At 64.4% G+C, this 26,154-nt stretch carries 29 protein-coding genes and 1 pseudogene; 10 read left to right on the top strand and 20 right to left on the bottom strand.

What is annotated here, in order from left to right; genetic code table 11:
• Positions 1-4: 4 nt before the first annotated feature.
• Positions 5-949 carry a tetratricopeptide repeat protein gene (locus ACZBJS_RS25375; protein ID WP_057018521.1) on the bottom strand — a complete coding sequence of 315 codons (945 nt, stop codon included), beginning with the start codon at positions 947-949 and terminating at the stop codon, positions 5-7.
• 100 nt (positions 950-1,049) lie between these two features.
• Here ACZBJS_RS25375 and ACZBJS_RS25370 point away from each other — a divergent pair, with 100 nt between their 5' ends.
• Positions 1,050-1,322: a GNAT family N-acetyltransferase gene (locus ACZBJS_RS25370; protein ID WP_229189821.1), complete on the top strand. Its 273-nt coding sequence runs from the start codon at positions 1,050-1,052 to the stop codon at positions 1,320-1,322.
• An 11-nt stretch (positions 1,323-1,333) separates the two neighbouring features.
• On the opposite strand, the gene ACZBJS_RS25365 is transcribed toward ACZBJS_RS25370, so the two are convergent.
• Both ACZBJS_RS25365 and ACZBJS_RS25360 read right to left on the bottom strand, forming a co-directional pair.
• Complete coding sequence (locus ACZBJS_RS25365; protein ID WP_141340426.1) at positions 1,334-2,125, bottom strand: fumarylacetoacetate hydrolase family protein; 792 nt, start codon at positions 2,123-2,125, stop codon at positions 1,334-1,336.
• A gap of 101 nt (positions 2,126-2,226) precedes the next feature.
• Positions 2,227-2,640, bottom strand: a complete 414-nt coding sequence (locus ACZBJS_RS25360; RefSeq protein ID WP_057018523.1) for a DUF3597 domain-containing protein — start codon at positions 2,638-2,640, stop codon at positions 2,227-2,229.
• A gap of 287 nt (positions 2,641-2,927) precedes the next feature.
• Here ACZBJS_RS25360 and ACZBJS_RS25355 point away from each other — a divergent pair, with 287 nt between their 5' ends.
• The 3 genes from ACZBJS_RS25355 (at position 2,928) to ACZBJS_RS25345 (ending at position 4,885) form a co-directional block, all read left to right on the top strand.
• Positions 2,928-3,839: a DUF2189 domain-containing protein gene (locus tag ACZBJS_RS25355; protein ID WP_057018609.1), complete on the top strand. Its 912-nt coding sequence runs from the start codon at positions 2,928-2,930 to the stop codon at positions 3,837-3,839.
• Between the two features lie 82 nt (positions 3,840-3,921).
• Positions 3,922-4,062 carry a hypothetical protein gene (locus ACZBJS_RS25350; RefSeq protein ID WP_168858624.1) on the top strand — a complete coding sequence of 47 codons (141 nt, stop codon included), beginning with the start codon at positions 3,922-3,924 and terminating at the stop codon, positions 4,060-4,062.
• Positions 4,063-4,069: 7 nt separating this feature from the next.
• Positions 4,070-4,885, top strand: coding sequence for a lytic murein transglycosylase (locus ACZBJS_RS25345; protein WP_057018524.1), 816 nt, complete (start codon positions 4,070-4,072; stop codon positions 4,883-4,885).
• A 145-nt stretch (positions 4,886-5,030) separates the two neighbouring features.
• On the opposite strand, the gene ACZBJS_RS25340 is transcribed toward ACZBJS_RS25345, so the two are convergent.
• Complete coding sequence (locus ACZBJS_RS25340; protein ID WP_057018525.1) at positions 5,031-5,315, bottom strand: hypothetical protein; 285 nt, start codon at positions 5,313-5,315, stop codon at positions 5,031-5,033.
• 723 nt (positions 5,316-6,038) lie between these two features.
• On the opposite strand from ACZBJS_RS25340, the gene ACZBJS_RS25335 reads away from it, so the two are divergent.
• The 4 genes from ACZBJS_RS25335 to ACZBJS_RS25320 all read left to right on the top strand — a co-directional run bounded on the left by ACZBJS_RS25335 (position 6,039) and on the right by ACZBJS_RS25320 (position 9,216).
• Positions 6,039-6,191: a DUF1127 domain-containing protein gene (locus ACZBJS_RS25335; RefSeq protein WP_016846063.1), complete on the top strand. Its 153-nt coding sequence runs from the start codon at positions 6,039-6,041 to the stop codon at positions 6,189-6,191.
• Positions 6,192-6,301: 110 nt separating this feature from the next.
• Positions 6,302-7,735, top strand: coding sequence for a methylenetetrahydrofolate--tRNA-(uracil(54)-C(5))-methyltransferase (FADH(2)-oxidizing) TrmFO (gene trmFO / locus ACZBJS_RS25330; protein WP_141340427.1), 1,434 nt, complete (start codon positions 6,302-6,304; stop codon positions 7,733-7,735).
• 5 nt (positions 7,736-7,740) lie between these two features.
• The gene (locus tag ACZBJS_RS25325) at positions 7,741-8,844 is read left to right on the top strand and encodes a serine/threonine protein kinase (RefSeq protein WP_316398354.1); all 1,104 of its coding nucleotides are present in this window, start codon (positions 7,741-7,743) and stop codon (positions 8,842-8,844) included.
• A gap of 87 nt (positions 8,845-8,931) precedes the next feature.
• Positions 8,932-9,216 (top strand): DUF1488 family protein, encoded by a 285-nt coding sequence (locus tag ACZBJS_RS25320; protein WP_168858625.1) that lies wholly within the window; start codon positions 8,932-8,934, stop codon positions 9,214-9,216.
• Here the strand turns inward: ACZBJS_RS25320 and ACZBJS_RS25315 are convergent.
• The 5 genes from ACZBJS_RS25315 to yajC are packed head-to-tail and all read right to left on the bottom strand — an operon-like array spanning position 9,213 to position 13,505.
• Positions 9,213-10,076: a phytoene/squalene synthase family protein gene (locus tag ACZBJS_RS25315; RefSeq protein WP_316398355.1), complete on the bottom strand. Its 864-nt coding sequence runs from the start codon at positions 10,074-10,076 to the stop codon at positions 9,213-9,215. The genes ACZBJS_RS25320 and ACZBJS_RS25315 overlap by 4 nt on opposite strands.
• A complete protein-coding gene (locus ACZBJS_RS25310; RefSeq protein WP_018271534.1) occupies positions 10,073-10,456 on the bottom strand; it encodes an Mth938-like domain-containing protein in 384 nt (127 codons plus the stop codon). Before ACZBJS_RS25310 ends, ACZBJS_RS25315 begins: the two co-directional genes overlap by 4 nt.
• Positions 10,457-10,462: 6 nt before the next feature.
• Positions 10,463-11,497: a protein translocase subunit SecF gene (gene secF, locus ACZBJS_RS25305; RefSeq protein ID WP_168858627.1), complete on the bottom strand. Its 1,035-nt coding sequence runs from the start codon at positions 11,495-11,497 to the stop codon at positions 10,463-10,465.
• 10 nt (positions 11,498-11,507) lie between these two features.
• Complete coding sequence (gene secD / locus ACZBJS_RS25300) at positions 11,508-13,109, bottom strand: protein translocase subunit SecD (RefSeq protein ID WP_316398356.1); 1,602 nt, start codon at positions 13,107-13,109, stop codon at positions 11,508-11,510.
• 39 nt (positions 13,110-13,148) lie between these two features.
• The gene (yajC, locus tag ACZBJS_RS25295; protein ID WP_026192737.1) at positions 13,149-13,505 is read right to left on the bottom strand and encodes a preprotein translocase subunit YajC; all 357 of its coding nucleotides are present in this window, start codon (positions 13,503-13,505) and stop codon (positions 13,149-13,151) included.
• Between the two features lie 190 nt (positions 13,506-13,695).
• Here yajC and ACZBJS_RS25290 point away from each other — a divergent pair, with 190 nt between their 5' ends.
• The gene (locus ACZBJS_RS25290; RefSeq protein ID WP_316398357.1) at positions 13,696-14,679 is read left to right on the top strand and encodes an ATP-binding protein; all 984 of its coding nucleotides are present in this window, start codon (positions 13,696-13,698) and stop codon (positions 14,677-14,679) included.
• A 240-nt stretch (positions 14,680-14,919) separates the two neighbouring features.
• Here ACZBJS_RS25290 and ACZBJS_RS25285 read toward each other — a convergent pair whose 3' ends face one another.
• Both ACZBJS_RS25285 and ACZBJS_RS25280 read right to left on the bottom strand, forming a co-directional pair.
• Complete coding sequence (locus ACZBJS_RS25285) at positions 14,920-16,311, bottom strand: LysM peptidoglycan-binding domain-containing M23 family metallopeptidase (RefSeq protein ID WP_076828627.1); 1,392 nt, start codon at positions 16,309-16,311, stop codon at positions 14,920-14,922.
• A 110-nt stretch (positions 16,312-16,421) separates the two neighbouring features.
• On the bottom strand, positions 16,422-17,078 hold the full coding sequence (locus ACZBJS_RS25280) for a protein-L-isoaspartate(D-aspartate) O-methyltransferase (protein WP_316398358.1): 657 nt from the start codon (positions 17,076-17,078) through the stop codon (positions 16,422-16,424).
• Between the two features lie 538 nt (positions 17,079-17,616).
• Between ACZBJS_RS25280 and ACZBJS_RS25275 the strand changes: the two genes are divergently transcribed.
• On the top strand, positions 17,617-17,994 hold the full coding sequence (locus ACZBJS_RS25275) for a response regulator (protein ID WP_026192734.1): 378 nt from the start codon (positions 17,617-17,619) through the stop codon (positions 17,992-17,994).
• 108 nt (positions 17,995-18,102) lie between these two features.
• On the opposite strand, the gene surE is transcribed toward ACZBJS_RS25275, so the two are convergent.
• The 9 genes and pseudogenes from surE to nagZ all read right to left on the bottom strand — a co-directional run bounded on the left by surE (position 18,103) and on the right by nagZ (position 26,145).
• Positions 18,103-18,870: a 5'/3'-nucleotidase SurE gene (gene surE / locus ACZBJS_RS25270; RefSeq protein ID WP_028332131.1), complete on the bottom strand. Its 768-nt coding sequence runs from the start codon at positions 18,868-18,870 to the stop codon at positions 18,103-18,105.
• 79 nt (positions 18,871-18,949) lie between these two features.
• The gene (locus ACZBJS_RS25265; RefSeq protein ID WP_316398359.1) at positions 18,950-19,978 is read right to left on the bottom strand and encodes a flagellar biosynthesis protein FlhF; all 1,029 of its coding nucleotides are present in this window, start codon (positions 19,976-19,978) and stop codon (positions 18,950-18,952) included.
• Between the two features lie 13 nt (positions 19,979-19,991).
• The gene (gene serS, locus ACZBJS_RS25260) at positions 19,992-21,323 is read right to left on the bottom strand and encodes a serine--tRNA ligase (RefSeq protein ID WP_229192059.1); all 1,332 of its coding nucleotides are present in this window, start codon (positions 21,321-21,323) and stop codon (positions 19,992-19,994) included.
• A 202-nt stretch (positions 21,324-21,525) separates the two neighbouring features.
• Complete coding sequence (gene tatC / locus ACZBJS_RS25255; RefSeq protein ID WP_316398360.1) at positions 21,526-22,323, bottom strand: twin-arginine translocase subunit TatC; 798 nt, start codon at positions 22,321-22,323, stop codon at positions 21,526-21,528.
• Positions 22,320-22,841, bottom strand: a complete 522-nt coding sequence (gene tatB / locus ACZBJS_RS25250) for a Sec-independent protein translocase protein TatB (protein ID WP_229192060.1) — start codon at positions 22,839-22,841, stop codon at positions 22,320-22,322. Before tatB ends, tatC begins: the two co-directional genes overlap by 4 nt.
• A gap of 160 nt (positions 22,842-23,001) precedes the next feature.
• A complete protein-coding gene (locus tag ACZBJS_RS25245; protein WP_016846882.1) occupies positions 23,002-23,235 on the bottom strand; it encodes a twin-arginine translocase TatA/TatE family subunit in 234 nt (77 codons plus the stop codon).
• A gap of 162 nt (positions 23,236-23,397) precedes the next feature.
• Positions 23,398-24,282 (bottom strand): annotated as a pseudogene (gene scpB / locus ACZBJS_RS25240) (SMC-Scp complex subunit ScpB); the annotation flags it as partial.
• 22 nt (positions 24,283-24,304) lie between these two features.
• Complete coding sequence (locus tag ACZBJS_RS25235; protein ID WP_050420355.1) at positions 24,305-25,126, bottom strand: segregation and condensation protein A; 822 nt, start codon at positions 25,124-25,126, stop codon at positions 24,305-24,307.
• A complete protein-coding gene (gene nagZ, locus ACZBJS_RS25230; protein ID WP_456784903.1) occupies positions 25,123-26,145 on the bottom strand; it encodes a beta-N-acetylhexosaminidase in 1,023 nt (340 codons plus the stop codon). Before nagZ ends, ACZBJS_RS25235 begins: the two co-directional genes overlap by 4 nt.
• Between the last annotated feature and the right edge of the window lie 9 nt (positions 26,146-26,154).

The following is a 26,154-nucleotide window of genomic DNA, read 5'->3' as shown; positions in this document are numbered from 1 at the left end:
GATGTCACCGCGCTCCGCCGAGCCGCGCCAGCGCTCCCTTGGCGCTCTGCAAATCGGGCTGCAGCTCGAGCGCCTTGCGGAAATCGGCCGCCGCGCCCTTTTTGTCGCCGAGCCGCAGCTTGGCCTGACCGCGATTATTCCAGGAATAGACGTCGTTCGGATCGTATTGCAGCGCCTTGTCGTAATCGGCGAGCCCGCCCTTGTTGTCCCCTTGAAAGAGACGGATCATGCCGCGGTTGCGCCAGCCGCGCGCATCGGTCGGCGCGATCCTCGCAGCCTCGCCATAGTCGGCGGCGGCGCGATCGAGCTGCTCGGTATCGCGATAGACATTGCCGCGGTTGATGTAGGCGAGCACGTTGGGCTCGAGCTTGATCTCGGTGGTGAAGTCGGCGATCGCATGCGCCGCGTCGCGCTTGCGGTAGTAGACGAAGCCACGATTGCCATAGGCGGTGGCGAGCTGCGGATTGTATTTGATGGCGAGGCTGAGATCGGCCAGCGCGCGGTCGAGATCGCCCTTGTTGAGCCAGGCATCGCCGCGATTGTTGTAGGCCAGCGCAAATGCCGGATCGATGCGGATCGCCTCTTCGTAATCGGCAATCGCATGATCGAGATCGCGCTTGAAGGCGTAGACGCGGCCGCGATTGGTATAGGCGCAGGCGTAGGCGGGATCGAGCTTGATGGCCTCGTTAAGGTCGGCGAGCGCTGCATCGAGCTCGCGCTTCTCGGTCAGCCCATGGCCGCGATTGCAATAGGCCCCGGCCAGCCGCTTGCCGGTCTCGGTCTTGCCGTCGATCACCGTGGTGCAGGCGGCCACGCGGTCGCCGGGCGCCGTCGTCAGGCCGACGCAGGTCTGCCAGCTCGGATCGTCGCCGGCGGCGGCTTGCGGCGGGTCTGGAAGCGTCAACGCGGCGCCGAGCAACACGGCGGTCAGGCAGGCCAAAATGCGCATATCGTCAATCCACAAATGCCAATTTGCGGGTTGGTCGCGGCTTTGCATCGGCGGGTTCACACGCTTACATCAGGGCCTGCGAATCAACCGGGATTTTGCGATGGCCGCCGTCCGCGACAACAGGGACCAAAACCGCTTCGAACTCGACACCGAGGGCGGCCTCGCTTTTGCGAATTACCGGCGGACGCCCGCGGCCGTGATCATCACCCATACCGAGACACCGCGCGCCCTGCGCGGCCGCGGCATCGCATCGGAGCTGGTCAGGGGGGCGCTGGAGCTGATCCGCACCGACGGCCACAAGGTGATCGCCGGCTGCGGCTTCGTGGTCGACTACCTCAACAAGCATCCGGAATACGCGGATCTTGCAGGTTAGAGCCCTGCCCCTCAGACGATCTTGATCGACATATCGGGCAGGCCCTCGAGCTTGCACAGCAACACGTCGCCCTTGACGACCGGGCCGACATTCTCCGGCGTGCCAGAATAGATGATGTCGCCGGCCTTCAGCTCGAAGGCCTCGGAAAGCTTCGCGATCTGCTCGGCGACGCTCCAGATCATGTTCTTCAGATCCGAGCTCTGCCGCACCGTGCCGTTGACCGCGAGCGATATCGCACCTTGCGTGAAGTGGCCGGTCTTATCAGCCGGATGGATCGGCCCCAGCACTGCGGCATGATCAAAGCTCTTGCCGATCTCCCACGGCTTCTTTTCCGCCGCCATGCCGTTCTGCAAATCGCGCCGCGTCATGTCGAGGCCGAGCGCGTAGCCATAGACGTGGTCGAGCGCCTTGTCGGCTGGGATGTTGGTGCCGCCGGATTTCAACGCGGCGACCAGCTCGACCTCATGGTGATAGTTCTTGGTCAGCGACGGATAGGGATGATCGGCGACCGTGCCGATCGCGACATTCTGGATCGCGTCGGTCGGTTTCTGGAAGAAGAACGGCGGCTCGCGGGTCGGATCGGAGCCGCGCTCGATCGCATGCGCCGCGTAGTTGCGGCCGATGCAGTAGATGCGGCGGACCTGGAACACTTCGCTGGCGCCAACGATCGGGATCGTCACCGCCGGTACCGGAAACATCGCCTTCGACGCGGTCTCGGCATGGGCCGGCGCGGATTGCGCGGCGGCGCCGGCCAGTGCGAGGGCGCCGGTCGCAAGCATCGTCCGGCGATCGAGATCAGTCATGAGCGTTCTCCTTCTTGTTCGCCGATCTATAGATGCTCGCCGATCCATAAAAAAGGCCCGCGCTGGCGCGGGCCCTGGCCGTGTGCGGGATGATGATCCGCTCAGTGCTTGATGTCCGGGGGCAGCTTGCCGCCATTGGCCGCGAGCTTCGTCATCACCTGCTTGTGCAGCCAGATGTTCATGCTGGCGGAATCGCTGGTGTCGCCGGAGTAGCCGAGCTCCTTGGCGAGCTCCTTGCGCGCCGACAGGCTGGAGTCGATGTCGAGCGCCTTCATCAGGTCGACGATCGAGGTGCGCCATTCGAGCTTCTCGCCCTTCGCGGCCACCGCCTTGTCGAGAATGGGGGCGACGTCAACGGACTGCGCGGGCGCTGCGCCGGCCGGCACCGCTGCAGGAGACGACGATGCACTGCCGGATCCACCGGCGGGAGCTGCGCTTGTGGCCGATCCGCCTGCGGGCGCGGCGCTGGCGCTGCTACCGAAGATCGCGCCCATGATTTTTCCGAAAATGCTCATCGTTCGCTCCCAAGACTGTTGAGATGTGAAAGCCAGACGGCGCTGGGACGCCTGACCGCGGTCGCAGTTGAAGTCTATAGCCCCCTCCATAGCTTGCCAATGCGACATTCACTTAAGCGTGAGTGCTTTTGCCACGGTTTGGGAGTAGCCTTGCCGGACAGTTCGCGACACGGCCAGTTCCCTGCTCTGTCTTTCGCGTCTGGCTTGCTCGTGATCGCTTCGAGAGGCGGTACGTTTGTGCCCTGTTGCGGGCGCAGAATGCGACCGCCCAGAGGGAGACAACGACCATGGCCACGTCATACCAAGGCAATGTCAGTTCGATGACGCAGAGCGGACAAGGCGCCGCGTCTGCGCCGGTCATCCGCACCATCGGCTTGTCCGATTTGCATCATGCGCTGCGTCTCGGCTGGGAAGACTTCAAGGCGGTGCCAAGTCACGCCATCGTCCTCTGCCTGATCTATCCGGTGCTCGGCCTCGTGCTTGCGCGCACCGTGCACGGCTATTCCGTGCTGCCCCTGCTGTTTCCGCTGGCCGCGGGCTTTGCCCTGCTCGGCCCGTTTGCCGCCATCGGCCTCTACGAAATGAGCCGCCGCCGCGAGGACGGCGGGGAAGCATCTGCGTGGGATGCCATGGAGGTATTCCGCTCACCGTCATTCGGCGCGATGCTTGGGGTCGGAACGCTGCTTTTCGCACTGTTCGTGACCTGGATCGCCACCGCCCAGGCCATCTACACGGCGGTGTTCGGCTATGAGACCGCGGCCAACATTCCCGATTTTGCCGCGCGCGTGCTGACCACCCAGCAAGGCTGGTGGCTTGTCGTGGTCGGCTGCGGCGTCGGCTTCCTGTTCGCGCTCGTCGCGCTTTGCATCAGCGTGATCGCCTTCCCCATGATGCTCGACCGCCAGGCGACCGCCGGCGAAGCCATGGTGACGTCGATGCGCGCCGTCGCACAGAACCCGGTGCCGATGGCGGCCTGGGGCCTGATCGTCGCGGTGCTGCTGGTGCTGGGCACGATCCCGTTCTTCCTCGGGCTTGCCGTGGTGATCCCGCTGCTTGGTCACGCCACCTGGCATCTCTATCGCGAGGTCATCGTCAAGGATCCGAATGCGCGGCCGGTGATCCCCGAACCGCGCGAGCGCAAGCCCGCCGCGGACTTCCCGGCCAATCTGTTTCCGTGGCGGCGCAGCGATCGCGGCTAAGCGCCGCTAACCGGATTCGTAAACGTCAAAGCAACCGCCGGCCGATATGTTCGGCCGGCGGTTTATCGTTCAGGATCGTCAAATGGGTGTGAAACTGGCGTGGCATTTGCAGCGCTGCCTGAGAAAAAACGGCTCGGTCACGAGCCTTGTTTTGGCCGCTGTTGCCGCGAACATACCCGCCGCCCTTCGCGACCAATCGACGACATCGCAGACTCCGGAGTGAATTGCCTATGACCTCTCGCTCTTGCTTTCGCACGCTCGCCATCGGCGCGTGGCTCCTGACCTCGACGGCATCGGCGCTGGCCGCTCAATGCGGCACGGGCACGTTCGAATCCTGGCTCGACGATTTCAAGAAAGAGGCTGCGACGAAGGGCATTTCGCAGAACGCGATCCAGGCCGGGCTGGCTGGCGTCACGCAGGACAAGGCGATCCTCGCCCGCGACCATTCGCAGCAGGTGTTCAGCCAGACCTTCGAGCAATTCTCGAGCCGCATGGTGCCGCCGCGGCTCAATCGCGGCTCCGACATGATGAAGCGCTACGGCTCGGTGCTGTCGCGAATCGAGGAGGCCTACGGCGTACCGGGCGAAATCCTGGTCGCGATCTGGGGACTGGAGACCGATTTCGGCGTCAACACCGGAAAGTTTCCGACCATACGTTCACTGGCGACGCTCGCCTATGATTGCCGCCGCTCCGACATGTTCAAGGCCGAGTTGATGGATGCCTTGCGCATCGTCGAGCGCGGCGATCTGCCGCCGCAGGAGATGCGCGGCGCCTGGGCCGGCGAGATCGGCCAGACTCAATTCATGCCGTCGTCCTACATCAAGTTTGCGGTCGACTTTGACGGCAACGGCAAGCGCGACCTCCTGCACAACGTGCCCGACGTGCTGGCGTCGACGGCGAACTACCTGAAGAGCTATGGCTGGAAGAAGGGCAAGGGCTGGGAGCCCGGCAGCGAGAATTTTGCGGTGATCCAGCAGTGGAACAAGAGCGAGGTCTACGCCAAGACGATCGGCTACTTCGCCACCCAGCTCGCCAAGGCTCCGTAGCGCTTTCACACCAGCTCGCGTGGCGCAGCGAGCCAAGGACGAGGCCACCCTTCTGCTCTGACTAGATCAAAGCCGGTCCAGCTGCGGATGAATCAAAAAGGGCCGACTGCCCCAGGCAATCGGCCCCTATCGCCATGATCAAAACCTACTTCGCCATGCTGGCTTCGGCAGCCTTGCTGAGATGCGCGCCGCAAGCACCCCACTGGTTGTTCAGCATCGCGTCCTGAGCGAGCGAGACTTCCTTCTCCGCCGCGAATTTGACCTCATTGTCAGCCATAGCTTCGACTGCAGCTTCGGTCTTGCCGAGATTGGCACCGCTGCAGCCGAGGCCCGCGTGATGACGATGCGCGGCCTGAGCGGGAGCGACAGCGTAGGCAACGGCAGCCACGGTGGCTGCTGCGATCAATGTCTTAATCATGGGATGATCCATCTGTTGTTCTTGGACAGATCCCAGCGTGATTGCGGAATCTGCGGAACGATTATTCGCTGTTCCCGACACCGTTCAGAATGAACTTCGCGCGATACAAACGTGATGAGCGCTGCGCGCGCATCGCGCATGCGTTGCATAGTGTTTTGATTACATGTCGGTAAGGAAGCGGCGCCGCAATAGCTTTGCTCGACGCGTTCACTTCAATCGAGCTGCACTTCCGATAATCAGCAGCGCGTTCGCGCGGCCGGCGAAAATCTGAGCGGGCGGGAGGGGCCGAACTACCTCCGAGGTCAATGCGACTGATTGACGCTGCGTCCGCCTAGGTGCCAACCCTATCATACTATGAATATTAAATCATTCATACGGCAATATTCCGCATGCGAATCACGCATGGAACACGCCGCCGTGATCTGGCGTCAGACGCGCGCCATCCCTTGACCGAACGGTCTGTAATTACCATATGAACGGCGTAGTTCAAGTCACTACCATTCTTCTAACTGACTGATCTCAAGAAGATTTTGACGCCGTCGCCCGGCTCTGCGGAACTTTGGTCCGCTGGACCTGGCTCGATGCGCCAAACGGTTAAGCGGCGCTTACCGCCGCTATGCGTTTTGAGCTTAGCTGCATCGCAACATCGGAACTACCGCACTGCACTATATCATCTATATTCACTTCAACGATAAGGCTTTTGAAAAGCTGAATCTGAATTACTAGGAGACTACCATGTTGCTCTCGCTCATCCGCATGATCCAGGCTTTCCGGGATTATCAGCGCAATGTCAGCGAACTGTCCCAGCTCAGCGATCGCGAACTCGCCGATATCGGCCTCGACCGCTCGGACATTCCGCGCGTTGCCGCCGGCACCTACAACGGCTAATCGGCCGCAAGCCATCTGCTAAACGGATAACGCCCGCCTCCACAGCGGGCGTTGTCGTTTGTGGTGCGGTTTCAGATGCATATGAGATCAAAACGCGCTAACGCTGCGCGATGACACCGCATCAATCCCCTTCCCAACCCGTGCACATCGTGGGCGCGGGGCTCGCCGGCTCGGAAGCCGCCTGGCAGGTCGCCAATGCCGGCGTCCGCGCCGTGCTGCACGAAATGCGCCCGCACCGGATGACCGAGGCGCATCGGACCGAAGGCTGCGCCGAACTGGTCTGCTCGAACTCCTTCCGCTCCGACGATGCCGCCAACAACGCGGTCGGGCTGCTGCACGCCGAGATGCGGCGGCTGGGCTCCCTGATCATGCGCTCGGCCGACGCCAACCAGGTGCCCGCCGGCGGGGCGCTGGCGGTCGACCGCGACGGCTTTTCGGCCGCCGTCACCAAGGTGCTCAACGAACATCCGCTGATCGAGATCAGCCGCGAGGAAGTCGCAGGGCTGCCGCCGGCCGACTGGAGCAACGTCATCGTCGCGACCGGCCCCCTCACCTCGGCACCGCTTGCCGACGCCATCAGGCTTCTGACCGACGAGAGCGCGCTGGCATTCTTCGACGCGATCGCGCCGATCGTGCACAAGGATTCCATCGACATGTCGGTGGCCTGGTTTCAGTCGCGCTACGACAAGGTCGGCCCCGGCGGCACCGGCGCCGACTACATCAACTGCCCGATGACGAAGGAGCAGTATGACGCCTTCGTCGCGGCGCTGCTCGACGGCGAGAAGGTCGACTTCAAGGACTGGGAGACCAACACGCCCTATTTCGACGGCTGCCTGCCGGTCGAGGTGATGGCCGAGCGCGGTCACGAGACGCTGCGCCACGGGCCGATGAAGCCGGTGGGATTGACCAATCCGCATAACCCGACGGTCAAGCCGTATGCGATCGTCCAGCTGCGGCAGGACAACAAGCTCGGCACGCTCTACAACATCGTCGGCTTCCAGACCAAGCTGAAGCACGGCGCGCAGCAGCGCGTGTTCCGCACGATCCCCGGCCTCGAGAACGCGGAGTTCGCCCGCCTCGGCGGCCTGCATCGCAACACCTTCCTGAATTCGCCGAAGCTGCTCGACGGGCAGCTACGTCTGCGCGCGCAGCCGCGGCTGCGCTTCGCCGGGCAGATGACAGGCTGCGAGGGTTACGTCGAGTCGGCCAGCGTCGGCCTGATCGCCGGCCTTTGTGCCGCCGCCGACATGCGCGGTGCCGCGCTGACGCCGCCGCCGGCGACGACCGCGCTCGGCGCGCTGCTCGGCCACATCACCGGCGGCCACATCGAAACGATCGAGGCCGGTTCGCGCTCGTTCCAGCCGATGAACATCAATTTCGGTCTGTTCCCGCCGCTGGCCAGTGCGCCGACCAAGAAGCCGGACGGCTCGCGGCTGCGCGGCAACGAGAAGACCGTCGCCAAAAAGCAGGCGATCAGCGCGCGCGCGCTCGCCGATCTCGACCACTGGATCGCAGAGCATCTGCGCGTTGCGGCAGCGGCCTGACAGTCATGAGCTTGCCGAAAGACGATGACGCCACCCTGTCGGTGCGGTGGAGCCAGGGCGTGCTGCTCAAGCGCGACGTGTTCTCGACCGTCGAGCGCGGCCGCTTCCGCGCCGATGACGGCGAGGTCGACGGCGTGCTGCGCCGGCTCGATCAGGTGCCGTTCTGGTCGTTCGCCCTGGCGCTGCATCTGTTCTCCCGCGAGCGCCGCGCGCTGACCTTGGCGCGCGACCTCGACGTCGGGCCGAAGCTGTTGTGGGCCGGCCGTCGCGCACTGGTGCGCGGCTTCATCGACGGCGCGGCGCTGCATCTGGCGAAGCCGCACGGCGACGTCGCCTATTTTCGTTCCGCCAAGGCCGCGTTGCGCAAGCTGCATCGCGCCGGTATCTGCCACAACGATCTCGCCAAGGAGCAGAACTGGCTGGTCGGCCGCGATGGCCGCGCCTACCTCACCGACTTCCAGCTTGCCGCCTGCTTCAAGACCCGCAGCCGGCTGTTCCGCATCGCCGCCTATGAGGATCTGCGGCATCTGTTGAAGCACAAGCGCAGCTACGCGCCGGAGGCGTTGACGCCGAAAGAGCGCAAGGTGCTCGCAAAGAAGTCCGCGGTCGCCAGCATCTGGCTCAAGACCGGCAAGAAGGTCTATCAGGCGATCACGCGCGGCATCTTCAATTTCACCGACCGCGAAGGCGGCGGCCGGAGGCTGGTCAACGACGCCCCGGTATTGATCGATCTGATCCGCAAGAATCCGCAGGTGCGCGACACCGCGATCGTCGCCTTTGCCGACCGGCGCGTCGGCGTCGGACTCTACGCCTTCGTCGAGGCGGACCAGTCCGCGCTGGAAAAGACGCTGCGCAACGAGCTTGCCGCGGCCGGGGGCGTCAAGCCGCCCGAACACATCCAGATCGTGCACGCGCTGCCGCGCGATGCCGCCGGCAAGCCGCGCACCGAAATCCTGCAGCTCGTCGCCATGAACCAGATCGACCTGATCGAACCGATGATGCGCAGCGACGCCGATCGCGAGTTCCTCAAGGACATCCTCGAGCAACGCAAGAATCTGCGCGACCGCTTCAATTTTGAAGTCGCCGAGATGGACCGGCCGGCAGGTTAGCGCGCGCTTGTCGGCGCGGGGCCCTCGACAAACGCGGCGCGAAGCTTCACTCTTTGCGAGGGGTAGCGCGCTCAAGGGACAAGTTTAATGCCACTCACCCGTGGCCGGATCGGGGGATACGATTCCGAACGACTGGCGTTCGGATTCACCATGATGAACGGCGACCAGGAAATCGAATGCCAGATCAGCGACGCCGCACTGGACGAGTTGGCCGGCACGCGTGGAACGGCGAGCATGGCGCGGCAAGCCCAGTTCGTTGCGCTGCGCGACGCGGTCGAACAGATCGCATCCGACATCTATGACAGCGGCCCGATGGTCAAGGGCAGAACGATCCGGATCTTCACCAAGCACATCCCGAAGGAGCAGAGCTAGCGACCGAACTCCTCCGTGCGCGCGGCTCGCCACAACGTCCAGAGCGTGCGCAGGCGCGAAACCGGCTTCGGCGAGAACGGGTCGTAGTCCTCCCTCCTCGCCCGGTTCAACTCGCGCCTCACGCAAGCGAGCGGCAGGAAGATCGGCCTCACGCCGGACGGGACATCCGCAAGCAGCCCGAATGCGGTCTTGAGATGGCCCTGGGCCTCGTCCGCAAGCTGATCGATGGCGGCACGGATGTTCGGCGTCACCTTGCCGGCAAACACCTCCTCCTTGCTGCCGCCGTGCTGCTGCAGCAGCTGTAACGGCAGAAACAGCTGCTGCTGTGCGGCGTCGCGTCCGAACGAAGCGATGACCTGCGCCATGCCCTGGGCAAGACCCGCATGACGGGCCAGGTGATCGATCGCCTCCGACGGTCGCGCCACCACGCGCGTAGCCTGCGAGAACAGCACTGAGGACGTGGCGTCGAGATAGCCCTCGAGCGCGGTCAGCGACGGCATCGGGTCGTTGTAGAGATCGAACTGGTGCTCCTCGACCAGCCGGGAGAATGGCGAGACCGGCAGACGGTGATTGCGGATCGTGTGCAGCAGTTCTGCCGCGACCGGATTGCCCTCGACGCCGCCATGGCCCGCGCCGGCCAGCATGTCGGTCCACCATTGCAGCCGCATCTCGCCGGGCAGCGGCTGGCTAACCTGCTCGTGCACGCGCGAGACCTCGATGTTGAAGGCATAGATCGCAAGCATCGCCCGCCGTTCCGGACCCGGCAGGAACAGGGTCGACGCGTAGCGTACGAAGTCATGGCTCCGCACCAGATCGGCGCAGAAGGCCGCGCCGTCCTTCGGTGCCTCCGTCGCGCTCATGGCACCGCGATCAGCGCCGCCGCGACGCGACGCCGCTCGCCCAGCATGATGTTGTAGGTGCGGATCGCGGGTCCCGTCTGCATCGGATCGAGCACCACCCGCACGGCCCGCAGGGCCTCGCGCAGGCCCTTTGGCGGGACCCAGACGTCGGTGCCGGTGCCGACGATCAGCGTGTCGATCGCATTGGCGGCCGCGAACACCTTTTGCAGCGAGTATTCGTCGATCTCCTGCGGCCTGGTGACCGGCCAGGCCCAGATCGAGTCAGGCAGGCACAAGAGCGAGCCGCGGTGCGACATATCGGCAAACGCGAAGCCGCCCTTGCCGTAGGCCTCGATCGGCGCCGACCTCGGAAGATGGGGAGCGTCCGAGGAGTTGCTCATGACCGGCTACTTCTTGGCTGCCGCCGTGTCCGGCTTCTTGGCCGGCGCGTCCTGCGCCGCCTCTCCACCCCGCGTGGTGTGAACACCGAGATAGATCAGGATCGGCGCCGCGATGAAAATCGAGGTGTAGGTGCCGACCAGCACCACGCCGAACATCATGACCGCGGTGAAGCTGTGGATCGCCTGGCCGCCGAACAGCAGCAGCGCGAGCAAAGCCAGCGTCACCGTGACGTGGGTGATGATCGAGCGCGACAGCGTCGAATTGATCGATTCGTTCAGCAGCTGCGGCATCGGCATCTTCTTGTAGCGCCGCAGCATCTCGCGGATGCGATCGTAGATGACGACGGTGTCGTTGAGCGAGTAGCCGAGAATCGTCAGCAGCGCCGCGATGCTGGTAAGGTCGAAATCGACCTGGGTGATCGACATGAAGCCGATCGTGAGCACGATGTCGTGGACGTTGGCGATCATGGCGCCGAGCGCGAACTGCCATTCGAACCGGAACCAAAGGTAGATCAGGATGCCCATGATCGCGAACATCAGGCCGATCATGCCGTAGGCCAGCAGTTCGCCGGAGACGCGCGGTCCCACCACCTCGACGCGACGGTAGTCGACGGATTCGCCGAGCGCGCCGCGCACTTTCGTCACCGCATCCTGCTGCGCCTTGTCGCCGCCGGGCTGCTCGGCGACGCGGATCAGGACTTCCGCCGGACCGCCGAACTGCTGCAGCTGCACCTCGCCGAGGCCAAGACCGTTCAAGGTGGTGCGCATCGCGGCGATGTCGGCAGTGCCGGATTTCGCCTGCACCTCCAGCAGCGTGCCGCCCTTGAAGTCGATGCCGAAATTCAGGCCGTGGGTGAAGAACAACGTGATGGCAAGGATCGAGAGCAGCGCCGAGATCGGGAAGCTGATGCGGCGAAAGCGGGTGAAATCGAAATGGGTGTCGTCCGGCACGATGCGCAGCGGCGGCAGCAGGCCGAGCGCCGCGACCACGGTCAACACGGCGATCAGGATGCCAAGGCCAATGAGAACGGTATGAGTCACAACAGGCCTCTCAGATCGGCACGGTTTGCGGCCGCTTCCACCGCACCCAGCCGGCGACGATCAGGCGCGTCAGGGTAAAGGCGGTGAACACCGTGGTGATGATGCCGATGCCGAGCGTCACGGCAAAGCCGCGGACCGGTCCGGTGCCGATGTAGAACAGCACGGCGGCGGCGATGAAGGTGGTGATGTTGGAGTCGAGGATGGTCGCCAATGCCCGCTTGAAGCCGGCGTCGATCGCCGAGATCGCGCTGCGGCCGCCGCGCAGTTCCTCGCGGATGCGCTCGTAGATCAGCACGTTGGAGTCGACCGCGATGCCGACGGTGAGCACGATGCCGGCGATGCCCGGCAACGTCAGCGTGGCGTTGAGCAGCGACAGCAGTCCGAAGATCATGGCGACGTTGATCGCCACCGCGATGTTGGCGAACACGCCGAACAGCCGATAGGTGATCAGCATGAACACGATGACCAGGATCGAGCCGACATAGGCCGCGAGCTCGCCCTTCTCGATCGAGTCCTGCCCGAGGCCGGGACCGACGGTACGCTCTTCGATCACGGTCAGCGGCGCCGGCAGCGCGCCGGCACGCATCAGGATCGCCAGATCGTTGGCCGACTGCACCGTGAAGCTGCCAGAGATCTGGCCCTGTCCGCCGGTGATCGGTTCACGGATCACGGGTGCCGAGATCACCTTGTTGTCGAGCACGATCGCAAACGGCTGGCCGACATTTTCGGCCGTCGCCTGGGCAAATTTGCGCGCTCCCGACGTATTGAACTTGAAGCTGACGATCGCCTCGCCGGTGCGCTGGTCAAAGCCGGGCTGGGCATCGGAGAGCTCGCCTCCGGAAACCAGAACCTGCTTCTTGACGACATACGGAACCGGCGGCGGTGACGCGCTCATCAAGAGCTCGGAGTCCGGTGGCAGGCGGCCCTGCTGGGCCTGGTCCGGCGACACCGAGCTGTCGACCATGCGGAATTCCATCTTGGCGGTCTTGCCGAGCAGCTCCTTCAGGCGGGTCGGATCCTGCAGGCCCGGCACCTGGACCAGGATGCGGTCGGTGCCCTGACGCTGGATCACCGGCTCGACCGTGCCGAGCTCGTTGACGCGCCGTTCGACGATCTGGATCGATTGCTCGATGGTCTGCCGGATGCGCTCGGTGATCGCGGCCTGCGGGACCGTCAGGCGGATCAGGCCGCCGCCGGCGTCGGCAACCTCGAGGCTGCGCTGGCCGCTGGAGCCGAGCAGGCCGCCGAGCGGCTGCGACAGCTCGCGGAGCTTCGACAGCGCCGTCGCCTGGTCGCCTTCCCTGGAGATGCGGACTTCCACCGCGTCGTTACGCGTGTTGAGGCCGGTGTAGCCGATCTTGGCTTCACGAAGCACCTTCCGGACATCGTCGCGGATCTGGTCGAGCTTCTCCTTCTTCACGTAGTTGGAGTCGACTTCGAGCAGCAGATAGGAGCCGCCCTGCAAATCGAGGCCGAGGACCAGGCGCCGCTGCGCCCAGGCCGGCCAGGTCTTCACCTGCGCTTCGGGGAAGAAATTGGGCACGGCGCACAGGCAGACCACCAGCGCTGTCAGGATAATCCCCAGCGCTCGCCACCGCGTGAAATACAACATCGAGTTGACCCGTCAGATTCCAAAAAGGCGCCGCGGCAATCAGCTCGCGGACGCCTCGTCCTTGGCGTCGCCCTTCGCCGGCTCACCCTTGGTACGCACACCCGAGATCATCTGGCGCATCTGGCGCACGCGAACGCCGTCCGAAATCTCGAACTCGATCTGGTCGTCGTCGACCACCTTGGTCACCTTGCCGACGAGGCCGCCCGAGGTCACCACGGTGTCGCCGCGGCGGATGTTCTTCACGAGGTCCGCATGGTCGCGCACTTTCTTCTGCTGCGGGCGCAGAATCAGGAAGTACATGATGACGAAGATCAGCGCGAATGGCAGCAGCGACATCAACATGCTGTTGGTGTCACCAGTCGCTCCAGCCTGGGCAAACGCAGGAGTAATCAGCATTCGGACGATCCTCGGATAAGACGGGAAAGAACCGGCAGCGCCCTCGGATTCGGGGCGGTATGGCGGTCCGGACAAATTCGCGCGGACTATAGCGGCCGCGGTCCCAATTGCAACGTTAACGGACCTTCATTTAGGGCGCTTGCGGGACCGCCGCCAGCCCGATAAGGCTGCGCCGTCAGGAACTGGACAAATGCCGAAAAAAGCCAAGAAAACGACCAGTAAAACAACCCGCAAAACCACCCCCAAGGCTGCCGCCAAGCGCGCTGAAAACGCCGCGACAAAACGCCCGGTAACGGCGCTCGACGGCGCAGCGGCCGAGCGGATCGCGAACGCCCTGGAGGTCATCGCCAGCCGCCTCGCGGACGCCTCCCCGGCCCTCGATCCGGCCGAGACCTTCGGCGCCGCGGACGCCTTCGTCTGGCATCCGGACGGGCGCCTCGCCCCGGTGCCGCGCGTCAGCCGCGTCGAGATCGGCCTGCTCAAGGGCGTCGACCGGATGCGCGATATCCTGATGGAGAACACCGAGCGCTTCGCCGACGGCCTGCCCGCTAACAATGCGCTGCTCTGGGGCGCCCGCGGCATGGGCAAGTCGTCGCTGGTCAAGGCCACCCATGCCAGCATCAATCTCGACCGCAAGCCGGCCGACCGGCTGAAGCTGATCGAGATCCACCGCGAGGACATCGAGAGCCTGCCCGGCCTGATGGAGCTGCTGCGCGGCTCGTCCTTCCGCTTCATCGTGTTCTGCGACGACCTCTCGTTCGACGGCAACGATGCCTCATACAAGTCGCTGAAGGCCGTGCTGGAAGGTGGCATCGAGGGGCGCCCCGACAACGTCATCCTCTATGCGACCTCGAACCGGCGGCATCTGCTGGCGCGCGAGATGATCGAGAACGAACGCTCGACCGCGATCAATCCCGGCGAAGCGGTCGAGGAAAAGGTGTCGCTGTCGGACCGCTTCGGCCTCTGGCTCGGCTTCCATCGCTGCAGCCAGGACGAATACCTCGCGATGGTGAAGGGCTATTGCGACCACTACGGCATCAAGATCGCCGAGGACGAACTCGAGCGCGAGGCGCTCGAATGGTCGACCACCCGCGGATCGCGCTCGGGCCGCGTGGCCTGGCAGTACACGCAGGAGCTCGCAGGCCGGCTCGGTGTGCGGCTTAGTGGCAATTAACAGGGATGGGAGGCATAGCTCTCCCGTCATCGCCTGTGTAGCCCGGATGGAGCGCAGCGCAATCCGGGATCGTGCACGCCGCGGGTGAGCTCCCGGATTTCGCTTCGCTCCATCCGGGCTACGCGGCTGAGCGGCAAGTAATCGTCGCAGCAATCGTCAAAACAAAGCGGGGGAGGCTTGCGCCACCCCCGCTGTCTTTGTTGTGAGACTTGGAAGTCCCTTGAAGTCCCGACGCGTAGCTTACGCGCCGTTGAGGAACTGGAGCGGATCCACCGGCGACGATCCCTTGCGGATCTCGAAGTGGAGCTGCGGCGAGCCCGCCTCGCCGGACTGGCCCGACTTGGCAATCACCTGACCGCGCTTGATGGTATCGCCGCGCTTCACCAGGATTTCGCTCGCATGGGCGTAGGCGGTGACGTAGCCATTGGAATGACGGACCAGCACGAGATTGCCGTAGCCCTTCAGCTCATTGCCCGAATAGGCGACGACGCCGTCTTCGGCAGCTTTCACCGGCGTACCCTCGGGCACCGCGACGTTGATGCCGTCATTGACCTTGCCGTTGGTCTTCGAGCCGTAGGCGGTGATGACCTTGCCGCGCACCGGCCAGCGGAAGGTCGGCAACGCGCCGGTGGCCTCGCTCGACTTGGTGACGACGGGCGCTTCAGCGGCGGCCGCCGGCTGCTCGACCGTCGCGGTTGGCTGGACCAGCCGCGCGCTCTGCTGCGGCAACGCGGTTGCAACAACCTTCGGGGCCGCGACCGCCGGCGCCGGAGCCACGGCAGCAACCGGCGCGGCGGCAACAGGTTGCGCAACGGGCGCGGGTGCCGCCATCGCCGTCTTGGCGCCGGGCACCACGAGCTTCATGCCGAGGCTCAGCCGGGCCGACTGGTCGAGGTTGTTGGCGCGGGCGAGCTCGGCCACCGGGATGTGGTGCTGACGCGCGATGCTGTGCAGCGTGTCGCCGCGATTGACATAGTGGACGCCGGCGGGCGCGGCTGCCACGGCGACGGGGCGCGCGGCCGGTGCGGCCATTGCCGGCGCCGCGGCCGATGCGGTCGGACGCGGAATGACCAGCTGCTGGCCGGGCGACAGCGCGCGCGGTCCCTTGTAGCCGTTGGCGCGCAGGATCTCGGCGGTCGAGACGTTGTAGCGGCGTGCCAGCACTTCCAGCGTATCGCTGGTGCCGACGATGATGGTGGTGCCGTTGTGCCCGGCAGGGGCTGCGGCGACCGAATGCGGAACGGTGCCGGTGGATTCGATCTGCGGACGCGCGGGCGGCGGCGTGTAGGACGAGACCCCGCGCCCTCCTCCGGAGACGCCGGCATTGCCATTGGCGACCGGATAGGACTGCGGCGCCGCTGCGACCGGCGGCGGCAACGGCTGTGACTGGTATTGCGAGTACTGCGGTTGCGTTCGCGGCCGCGCGTATTGCGGCAACTCGCGCGGCGGCGGCGCCTGCTGCACGGTGCCGGTCGGCTGCGGATCAAACGCAAACGGATTTTGGGAGTAGGAGTTTTGCGAGAAGCGCGACGACATATCGGCGCTGCAACCGGCAAAAGCCATGGACATCAGCGTCAGCACCGCAACCTGCGGTACGCGACGCGAGCGAAGCAACTCAACAACCCCAGACATGGTTACTCACTCGTACGCAACAAAAGACTGTTTTGAGTAAACACGTACCGAGTAAATAACCGCTTAACCCTGCAAATAAGGCGTTGGTGCCAAGCAGCAAATCGCCAAATCTACAATTCGCGCGCGATTCCCGGCAACGCCGGCACAAAGCGGACGTCGACCAATTCCTTGCGGTCGAAGCGGTTCTCGGTCCGCACCACGCGGACGAGGGTCTGGATACCCTGATGCGGCCCGACCGGGGCGATCAGGATGCCGCCGGGTTCGAGCCGCTCCAAGAGCTTCTCCGGGATCTGCTCCATCGCCGCGGTGACGATGATGCGGTCGAAGTCGCCTGCCCCGGCCGGAACGTTGAAACCGTCCCCGAGCAGCACCTCGATATTGTAATAACCCAGCTTTTCGAGGCGCTTGCGGGCGCCGTCGGCCAGCGTCCGGTAGCGCTCGATGGTCAGCACCTGCTTGCACAACCGGGACAGCACGGCCGCCTGATAGCCCGAGCCGGTGCCGATTTCGAGCACGCGATGGTCCTTCTGCAGTTTCAACTGCTCGGTCATGTAGGCCACGACGAAAGGCTGGCTGATGGTCTGCCCACAGGCGATCGCAAGCGCGCTGTCGCGATAGGCCTCGTTGCGATCGCGCGGATCGACGAAGACCTCGCGCGGCACCTCCTCCATCGTACGCAGCACCGCCTGATCGCTCACCCCACGCCGCCGCAGGGTCAGCTGAAACATCATCTTCTCGGTCGGATCGGGGTTCACGGCCATGTTCATCAGCGTCTCTGGGCGGCAGCGCGGAATCTTGCCCTCTAGTGTGCTGAATGCGAAGTTCGTGCGATTTTTCGCGGCAGCCACTTTCACGAACTTCGCATTCATAAAGCACACTAGAATCATAAGTTTGCTAGTGTCCTTATCGAATACGAAGTTCGCTCCGAAGGTGCGGCAAATGATGCGAACTTCGGATTCGGGACACTAGATGCCATTGAAATCCGAAATACCGCGTTAAGGAAAAATTTCCCGTCGCGTTTTGTTCCCGGCCAGGAACCATCGCCAGATTTGGCATTGGCGCCGGCCCGGCCCCCTCACATATAATTGGCGGCGATGCGCAGTTAACGTCTGGGTGGCGCAGATCAGGGCGCTCGTAGGGTCAACACACCTCGCTGGCTGTTGGGCAAATCTTGCGCAGCAAAGCCCGCCAGCGCGATGCGGAAAACGCTGTGGCGCGCCGGAAAAGGACCAATTCCCGAACGTTTGCATTGCGCGCTGTAATGTTATTTGCGAGCCTGATTCAGGGAAGGGCAAGGATTCCATCATGACAGCGATACGGCCGGCGGGCTGTTCAGTTTTCCTCGTAGAGGACGAGGTCATGATCCGGATGATGGTCGCCGACATGCTGGAGGAACTCGGCCATAGCGTTGCGGCCGAGGCCGGCGAGATCGGCGAAGCGGTCAAGCTTGCGCAATCGACCGAATTCGACCTCGCGATCCTCGACGTCAACGTCAATGGCAAGGTGATCACCCCGGTCGCCGAACTGATCAACGCCCGCAACCGCCCCTTCATCTTCGCGACCGGCTATGGCTCGTCCGGCCTGCCTCCGGAGTATCGCGACCGTCCGGCGCTGCAAAAGCCCTTCCAGCTGGAAACGCTGGCCCAGGTGATCTCCAGCGCGATGAAGGGCGCGCCGGTCTAGCCGCAAGTTGCGCGCGTAGCCCGGATGGAGCGAAGCGTAATCCGGGGACTTCACAATACGGGTTCCGGATTTCGCTTCGCTCCATCCGGGCTACAGATTCCCCGAGGATTACTTCAGCGTATCAATCAGCGTTTCCGAAAATGCTTCATCGGTGCGGTCGAGCCGCAGCGGTGTGACCGAGACGTAGCGCGCCGCAAGCGCGGCGAGATCGGTGCCTTCGGCCGGCGCATCCATCATCGCCGCGCGCTCGAAGCCGATCCAGAAATACGGATTGCCGCGTCCGTCGTGACGGCGATCGATCTTCAGGAACCCCTGATTGCGCTTGCCCTGCCGCGTGATCCGGATGCCCTTCACGTCATCGGGCATGCAGGACGGGAAGTTGACGTTGATGACGGTGTTTCTGGGGACGCCGGCGCCGATCACCTTGCGAATGATGTCGGGTCCGAATTTCAGCGCGGTGTCCCACAGCGGCGCGTTGCGCGTCTCAATGGAGAATTCCTGCGACAGCGCGAATGACGGAAAGCCCAGAATGGTGCCTTCGAGCGCGCCGGCGATGGTGCCGGAATAGACCACGTCCTCGGCGACATTGCGGCCCTTGTTGACGCCGCTCAGCACGAGATCGGGCAGCTTGTCTCCGAGAATGTGGCGCGCGCCCATGATGACGCAATCGGTCGGCGTGCCGCGCACCGCGAAGTGACGCGGGCTGACTTCGCGGAGACGCAGCGGATCGTTGAGCGACAGCGAATGCGAGACGCCGGACTGATCGAGCTCGGGGGCAACGATCCAGACGTCGTCGGACAACGCGCGTGCGATCTGCTCGACGACCTGCAGGCCTGGAGCATGGATGCCGTCATCATTGGTGCAGAGAATTCGCATCCGTCAAAGTGCCTTTTGTTCCGATTCGGCGCGGGTATCTTACGCTGCGGCTTCTTGAGTTGACTGCCGTCTTAACCGGCTAGGGCCGCGGAGGCAAACCTGGCGATGGCCCGCGCCATCGTGCCGACGTCACGCGCCATGGACGGACAAATCGCGCGCTGCCGGCGATCTTGCGCTCGAACACCGGCCAGGCTGCTCTGGCCGGCCGCCGAACAACCGCGATCACGGGCGTTGGCCGCGGCGCCTCCGGCACTTTGACCCGTGGGGTCTGACGCAGTTCGGCCCCGAGCCCCCGGGACGCGACAGCTTCTGACCTTGGAGGCTCGGGCTTGGCAGGTTCAGGCTTTGCTTCAACCTTGGGAGCTTCAGATTTGAGAGCTTCAACCTTGGGAGCTTCAACCTTGGGCGGCTCAACCCTCCGAGCTTCCGGCCTGGCCGGCTCAAGAGCAATTGGTGCGGTTTGGCGAGGCTCAGGCTTGGGAGGCTTCGGAAGCTCCGATGTGGGGAGCTCGGACTTGATGGGATCGGCCGTGATGGGATCGGCCTTGGCCGGCGCGGTCGTGAGCGACTCAGCCTTCGGAGCTTGTAACGCGCGAGACTCAGCCCTGGACGGTTCGGGGGCGACCGAAGCCGCTTGGGGGAGCTCGGACCGCGCCGGCTCGACCTTCCGAGGCTCAACCCCGAGCGGTTCGGGTTTGGGCGGCACCGGAGCGAGCGCTTCGCCCGGCGCCGTCGCAGCCGATTTCGATTTCAGCCTGGCCAGCAGCTCCTCGATCGAGGGCACCGATGTCGCGTCAAGCGGCGCGCGCGGCGCGGCCGGCGGCGTCGCCCGGACCGGCGGTGGCGGCGACGCAATCGGTGCAGGTGGTGGCGGCAGATCTGCCGGCGCCAATTGGGCGAACTTGCCGCGCGCGATCTCCAGCGCCTTGTCGAAGTCGGGCCTGTCGATCCAGGCCTTCGATTGCACCTCGGTCACGCGCGCGTCCCACAGGCGCGCGGCCTCGATGTCGTAATAGCCCATCTGCTTCTGATTGATCAGCTGCAGACCGTGGCCCGTGACGGCCCATTGTCGACCTAGCCAGTGGATGTCACGGTGCAGCGGCATCACACTGGCCCTCGCCTCACATGCCGTGCTCGATGACCTTGAGCCCGCCCATATAGGGCTGCAGCACATCGGGCACCGCGATCGAACCATCCTGCTGCTGATAAGTCTCCATGACGGCGATCAGAGCGCGCCCGACCGCCGTGCCGGAGCCATTCAGCGTATGCACGAAGCGCGGCTTGCCGTCGGGGCCGCGATAGCGCGCGTCCATGCGACGGGCCTGGAAATCGCCGCACACCGAGCAGCTCGAAATCTCGCGATAGGCGCCGCCATCGCCCTGCCCCGGCATCCACACTTCGATGTCGTAGGTCTTCTGCGCGGAGAAGCCCATGTCGCCGGCGCACAGCGTCATTACGCGATAATGCAGGTCGAGCTTTTGCAGAACCTGCTCGGCGCAGGACAGCATGCGCTCGAGCTCATCCTTGCCGGCTTCCGGCGTCGTGATCGACACCAGCTCAACCTTTGTGAACTGGTGCTGGCGGATCATACCGCGCGTATCGCGTCCCGCCGCGCCGGCTTCGGCACGGAAGCAAGGCGTCAGCGCGGTGAGCCGCATCGGCAGCTCCTTCTCGTCGAGGATGGATTCGCGCGCGAGGTTGGTCAGCGAGACTTCGGCGGTCGGGATCAGGCCGAGGCGCTCGCTGCGCAGATCGGCATTCGGCGACGCGAGCAATTCGCCCTTGATCGCCCAGAACTGGTCGTCCTCGAATTTCGGTAGCTGTCCGGTGCCGAACATCACGGCGTCGCGCACCAGCAGCGGCGGATTGATCTCGGTATAGCCATGCTCGCCGGTGTGCAGGTCGAGCATGAATTGCCCAATCGCGCGCTCGAGCCGCGCCAGCCCCTTCTTCAGCACGACGAAACGTGCGCCGGACAGTTTCGCCGCCGCCTCGAAATCCATATAGCCGAGCGCGGTGCCGAGATCGTCATGCAGCTTCGGCGCAAAGCCGTAGTCGCGCGTCTTGCCGTACACATGGTGCTGGACGTTGCCGTGCTCGTCGGTACCGTCGGGCACCTCGTCGAGCGGCAGGTTCGGAATCGACGACAGCTCTTTGGTCAGCTGTTCATCGGCCGTCTTCGCCGCCGCCTCGAGTTCTGGCATCGTGGTCTTCAGCTCGGCAACTTCAGCCATCAGCTTGGCCGCGCGCGCCTCGTCCTTTGCCTTCTTGGCCTCGCCGATCTCCTTCGAGGCCGCATTGCGCCGCGCCTGGGCCTGCTCCGACGCCAGGATCGCCGCCCGCCGCTTCTCGTCGATCGCCAGCAGCGACGGCGACAGGGCCTCTAACCCGCGGCGCTTCAGGCCGGCGTCGAAGGCTGTCGGGTTGTCGCGGATCGCTTTGATGTCGTGCATAAGTCAGTCCTGGCAGGCTATGCGTAAGCAACCAACATTGCGTTGGCAAACTACGGTTTGCAGTTCCACTACCACGACCGTCATCGTCAGCGAAAGCGGGTGATCCAGCATTCCAGAGACGTCGGCGTGTCACCGAGAAGCCGCGGCGTACGGGATACCCCGCTTTCGCGGGGTATGACACCGACTGTGAGGTGAAATCACCCTATTCGGCCGGATTGGTCGCCCCGGACGCCGCATTCGAGGTCGCGGCCTTCTTCTCCACGATCCGGACCGCGATAATGGCGCCCTCGTAGAGCGCGAGCAGCGGGATCGCGAGCGAGGCCTGGCTCAGCACGTCGGGCGGCGTCAGCACAGCGGCGATGATGAAGGCGATCACGATGAAGTAGCGCCGCTTCTCCTTCAGCATCTTCGAGGTGACGATGCCGATGCGGCCGAGCAGCGTCAGGATCACCGGCAGCTGGAACGCGATGCCGAAGGCGAAGATCAGCGACATCATCAGCGAAAGATATTCGCCGACCTTGGGCAGCAGCTGGATCTGCGCGGTCTCCGCGCCGCCGGCCTGCTGCATGCCGAGCGAGAACCGCACCAGCATCGGCAGCACAACGAAATAGACGAGCGCCGCGCCCATCACGAAGAACACCGGGGTGGCGATCAGATACGGCAGGAACGCGTTGCGCTCATGCCGGTAGAGACCGGGCGCGACGAATTTGTAGATCTGGGTGGCGACGATCGGAAACGAGATGAAGCCGGCGCCGAACAATGCGAGCTTCAGCTGGGTGATGAAATATTCCAGCAGCGCGGTGTAGATGAACTTCGAATTCTCCGGCCCCGCGATCCAGACGAACGGCCAGACCAGCACGTTGTAGATCTGCTTGGCGAAGAAGAAGCAGATGATGAAGGCCACGCCGAAGCCGAGCAGCGCCTTGATCAGCCGCGAGCGCAGCTCGATCAGGTGATCCATCAAGGGGGCCTTGCTGGCCTCGATGTCTTCGGCGCTCATGACGCCCTCGCGTCCTTGAGCGCGTCGGGCTGTACCGGCGTCACGTCCTGCGGCGCCGGCTCGGCCTTCACCTCATTGGTGATCGCAAGCGGCTCGCTGGCTGCCGCGTGCGCCTCGGCCTCGACGAAGGTTTCCGGCGTCGGCTCGACGGGAGTCGTGGGCGTCACCGGTGTGTCACTTGACGCCACCGGTGCGTCGATTGCGGACGCAACCTGCGCATCGACCGGCTTGTCGATCTGCAGGGCGTCGCTGACGTCCTTCTGCAGCGAGGTCATGATGTTGCCGCTGGTGATGCCGGTTGCGGCCTCCTTGACCTCGTCAAAGCTCTTCTTGAGGTCGGCCATCTCGGCCTCGCGCATGGCTTCCTGGAACTGGCCCTGGAATTCGGAGGCCATCTTGCGGGCCTTGCCCATCCATTGCCCGACCATGCGCAGCACGCCCGGCAGTTCTTTCGGGCCGATGGCGATCAGCGCGACGACCGCGATGACGACCAGTTCACTCCACCCGATATCGAACATGAATTCTTCCGCCTAAGCGCGCCGCCATCGGCCCCATCGCTCCTAACAGGATCTGGGGCTGCCGGCGCCTTTTCTCAATCGGCGTCCATAGCGCGTCTGTGCGACGGCGTCACCGTTTCGCGCAAGAAAAAACGTCGAAATATGCGTCAGTACAAGCGCGTTAGACGGCCTTGCTGCCGACGTCCTGGCGCGCGGCCGACGTCGCCGCATTGTGATCGATCGACTTGGTGGGCTCGGTCTTCTCGGCGACCTTGTCGTCGTCCTGCATGCCCTTCTTGAAGGCCTTGATGCCCTGGGCGACGTCACCCATCAGATCAGAAATCTTGCCGCGTCCGAACAGCAGCAGGACCACTGCGATCACGACGATCCAGTGCCAAATGCTCAACGAACCCATCCTGCAACCCTCCAGAAATGGCCGGCGGACCGGCCTGAACTTTGCCGGAAGGTAGGCCCGCGGGGTGTCAAAAACAAGGACCTCGGCCGCGGCAAATCGCTGTCGCGGCTACGTAATATTGCTAGGCTTAACCGGGAATATTCAGGCTTATTCGCCCTTGTCCTCGGTGTCGGCGTCATCACCCGCGTGGTCGGCGCGGTCTTCCGGCTCGCCGGTGTCAGGTTCGGCCGCATCCGCGTCAGAGGGAACGTCCGCCTCGACCTCCGCTTGGGCGGTCGTTTCGACCTCAGCAGTCCCGACCTCATCAGTCGTTTCTGCGTCGGCCTTCGGTTCCTCGGCTTCCGGCTCGACGGCCGGCGCCAGCAGCAGTTCCAGCGTATCACCCGGCTCGAGCGGCTCCTCGTCCTCCCGCAGCGTCGCGTCATCCGACGGCGACGGAACGGAAAATCCGGTCGGCAGACGCGAGTCGAGCAGACCCGTGCCCTTCAGCTCCTCAAGCCCCGGCAGGTCGCCGAGCGCTTCCAGGCTGAACTGCGACAGGAACGCGTCGGTGGTTCCGAAGGTGAGCGGACGGCCCGGGGTCTTGCGGCGGCCGCGCGGCCGGATCCAGCCGGTCTCGAGCAGCACGTCGATCGTGCCCTTCGACGTGACCACGCCGCGAATCTCTTCGATCTCGGCGCGAGTCACCGGCTGGTGATAGGCGACGATCGCCAGCACCTCGATCGCGGCGCGCGACAGCTTCCGCGTCTCGGTGCTCTCGCGCGTCATCAGCCACGACAGATCGCCGGCGGTGCGGAACGTCCACTTGTTGGCGACACGCACCAGGTTGACGCCGCGCGGCGCGTATTCCGCCTGCAGCTGCGCGAGCGCCGCCTTGACGTCGACGCCGTCGGGCATCCGCTTTGCCAGCGTTGCCTGATCGATCGGCTCGGCCGATGCAAACAACAGGGCTTCCAGGAGCCGCAATTCCTCAGGACGCGCCACCGGATCCATAGGAGAAACCTCCTCCTCGGGCTCTTCTCTGCGCACTTCCGCCAAGCTTGCCATGGGCTTGCTCTCCTTCTTCCACTTACTCAACCGACAGGTCCGGCGCTGCCATTGCGGCCTGCGCTTGACGCTTTCGGAAATAGATCGGCGCGAACGCCTGCTTCTGGTTGATCTCCATCTCGCCCTCGCGAACCAGCTCGAGGGCGGCAGCGAAGCTCGATGCGAACACCGTCGCCTTCTGGGTGGGATCGGCGACGTAATTCATCAGATACTCGTCGAGGCAGCTCCAGTCCTCGGCGATGCCGACCAGCCGCTCCAGCGACGCACGCGCTTCGGCCAGCGACCATACGGTACGCTTTTGCAGATGAACCGTCGTCAGCACGCGCGACTGGCGCTGCGTGGCGTAGGCCGACAGCAGGTCGTACAGGGTCGCGGTGAACTTCGGATGCTTGATCTCGGCGATCGATTCCGGATTGCCGCGCGGAAAGATATCGCGCTGGAACTGGGGCCGGTTCATCAGCCGGTTCGCCGCCTCGCGGATCGCCTCCAGCCGGCGCAACCGGTTGGCGAGCGCGGTCGCCATTTCCTCGGCGCTCGGCCCCTCCGCGCTCGGCGGCTCGGGCAGCAGGAGCCGCGACTTCAGGAACGCCAGCCACGCCGCCATCACCAGATAGTCGGCCGCAAGCTCGAGGCGAATCTTGCGGGCAGCCTCGATGAACGAAAGATACTGGTCGGCAAGCGCAAGGATCGAGATCTTCGACAGGTCGACCTTCTGCTGCCGCGCCAGCGTCAACAGCAGGTCGAGCGGGCCCTCATAGCCCTCGACGTCGACCACCAGCGCCGGTTCGCCCTCGGCGAGGTCGGCCGGCCGCCCGGTATCAAACGAAAGAATTTCAGCGGTCATGCCGTCCCTACCCGATCCAACAACGCATCCAGTTCAGCTCGTGCCGCCTGCCGGTCGAGCGGCTCAGGCGGCTTGCGCGCGGCGAGCGTCGCCTTGGCGCGCTCAAGCGCCTTGCCGGTCAGTTCCGGCGTTTCGCGTGCGACCTCGCGCATCTCGTCAATATTGCCGTTGCAGTGCAGAACCATGTCGCAACCGGCGGTGACGATGGCGCGGGTCCGCTCGGCAATCGATCCGGCCAGCGCATTCATCGACACGTCATCACTCATCAACAAACCCTGGAACCCGATCAGGCCGCGAATCACCTGTTCGATGATTGTCGCAGAAGTCGTCGCCGGATGGACGGGGTCGAGCGCGCTAAACACAACATGTGCAGTCATGGCCATCGGCAGATCCGCAAGCGGCTGGAACGCGGCAAAATCGGTCCGTTCCAGCTCGGCCCTGGCGGTATCAACGGTCGGAAGCCGGAAATGGCTGTCCGCCGTGGCCCGGCCATGGCCGGGAATATGCTTGAGAACCGGCAGTACCCCGCCCTGTTCCAGCCCGTCCGTGACCGCGCGGGCGATTGCCGCGACCTTGCCGGGTTCAGTTCCATAGGCCCGGTTGCCGATCACCGCGTCCGCCCCGGCCACGGGAACATCGGCCAAGGGCAGGCAATCGACGGTGATTCCGAGATCGGTCAGATCGGCCGCAATCAGCCGTGAACTGAGCCGGGCTGCCGCAAGCCCGAGCTTCGGATCGATGTCGTAGAGCGCCCCAAAGCTCGCGCCCGGCGGATAGGCCGGCCAATGCGGCGGGCCGAGCCGCTGCACCCGCCCGCCTTCCTGGTCGATCAGGACCGGGGCATCGGCGACGCCGACTGCGGACCGGAGTTCCCCAACAAGAGCCGCCACTTGGGCAGGACTCTCGATGTTGCGCTTGAACAGGATGAAGCCCCATGGCCGCTCGGCGCGAATGAATTCGCGTTCGGCGTCGTTGAGGATCAGCCCGGATATGCCCGTGATGAATGCGCGGTTCGTCATTCGGCCGAT

It is taken from the genome of Bradyrhizobium sp. KZN70725, assembly GCF_055264925.1.
This window is presented reverse-complemented; position numbering and strand designations above follow the sequence as displayed.